The 1668-nt window shown below is 74.3% G+C and carries 2 protein-coding genes; both read right to left on the bottom strand.

The annotated features are described in order from the left end of the window. Positions 1-733 (bottom strand): response regulator (locus PROKR_RS03185; protein WP_483823627.1); only part of this gene is annotated, 733 nt, incomplete at its 3' end. Positions 734-869: 136 nt separating this feature from the next. Beyond that, a partial coding sequence (locus PROKR_RS03180; RefSeq protein WP_169736308.1) for an FAD-dependent oxidoreductase occupies positions 870-1668 on the bottom strand: 799 nt, incomplete at its 5' end.

The following is a 1668-nucleotide window of genomic DNA, read 5'->3' as shown; positions in this document are numbered from 1 at the left end:
CCGGGCCCGCCGGCCCGGCGCCGACGATCGCGACGTCCGCGATCACGCCCTCGGGGATCGAGTCGAACCCGCCGTAGATCGCCTCGGTGACGGCGGCCGGGGTCGCCGCGGACAGCGCCTGGCCCCGGAACGTGCTGACCACGGGCAGCTCGGCGCCCGGGCCGGCGGCCTCGAGGATCGCCTGCGCGTCGTCGTCGTCCGGCTCGAGGGAGCGGTAGGGGAAGCCGAGGCGCTCCAGGAGGTCCCGGATCGCCGCGGCGTTCCGGTCGCTGGGCCCCGCCACGACGTCCGTCACCGTGACGACCGGGCGGCCCACCGACCAGCCCCACTCCGAGAGCAGCTCGATCAGCGCGGTGTGGAACTCCTCGTCGCGCGGCCCTCGCGGGAGAATGACGTACGTGTCCAGCTCGCGGCGCGTCATCGCCTCGCGCAGCTCGTCCAGGCTGTCGTTGAAGTACTCGAACGGGACGAGCGAGACCCGCCGGGAGGTCGCGACGACGGCGGGCAGCTGGTGCAGCAGCTCGATCGCCGTGCCGTCGGGCAGGTGGTGCTCGGCGGCGACCATCGCGACCTGCGCGCCCTCGCCGACGAGCTCCCGTGCCCGGTCGAGGCACGCGGCCACGCCACCCGTCAGCTCGATCCGGTAGTCGCGGTCATACCGGGCGCGGAACTCCTGCTCGACGACGTCGGCGTGCTCGCCGCCTGCCAGCAGGATGACTGGCCTGTCGTCCATGGCGCCCAGCGTAGACGGTGGCGCGTCGTCGGTTTGCCGCAGCCGTTGACCGGCTTCCGAGGTTCTGTTCAAGCCACGATGCTGCAACGTTTCAAGCTCGTTCCCACGGGCCGGAGCTCGTGGCCTGAACAGAACCTCAGGAGCGGACGCCCCTCGTCGCGGGCGCCTCGCCGGAGTTCACCCGCTCGCGCTCCACCGAGGACGTCGCCGTCAGCCGGCGTCGACGCACGGGGTACTGGATCGGGTTGGCGACCGTCCACGCGGCTCCGGCGCAGATCATCTCCTTGTACCGGGCCGCGAGGCGGCCGCCCGGGGCCGCGGGCCGGGCCTGGTCGTCGGCCGTGACGAACTGGATGATCGCGTCCCGGCGGCCCAGGCTGATGCACTGGTGCACGTAGGCCAGCGGCATGCGTGGCAGCCGGCCGCCGGTCAGGCGCGCCGCGATGGAGTCGGCGGCCTGCCAGGCCATCGGGATGCCGGAGGCGCACGACATGCGCAGCGGGTTTCCGAGGGGGCCGTCGGCCTGGGCGGCGTCGCCCACGGCGTAGACGTCCGGGTGGGAGACCGAGCGCATGGTCCCGTCGACGACGATGCGCCCGCGATCGGTCAGCTCCAGGGCGGTCGCGGCGGCGATCGGGTGGGCGGCGAACCCGGTGGTCCACACGGCGACGTCGGCCGCGAGGGTGGCTCCGTCGGCGGTGACGACGCCGGTGGCGGTGACCCGGGCGACGTCGGTGTGCTCGTGGACCGTGACGCCGAGCCGGCCGAGCACCTTGCGCAGGTGCCGCTGCCCGGCGTCCGACAGCCATGCGCCCAGGTCGCCGCGGACGGCGAGGGCGACGTCCAGGTCGGGTCGGGCCTCCGCGATCTCGGTGACCGCCTCGATGCCGGTCAGCCCGCCGCCGACCACCACCACGCGGCCGCCGGGTTCGAGC

It is taken from the genome of Promicromonospora kroppenstedtii DSM 19349, assembly GCF_000515355.1.
Lineage (GTDB): Bacteria > Actinomycetota > Actinomycetes > Actinomycetales > Cellulomonadaceae > Promicromonospora > Promicromonospora kroppenstedtii.
The sequence above is the reverse complement of the archived record's forward strand: the minus strand, read 5'-3'. Positions and strand labels throughout refer to the sequence as shown.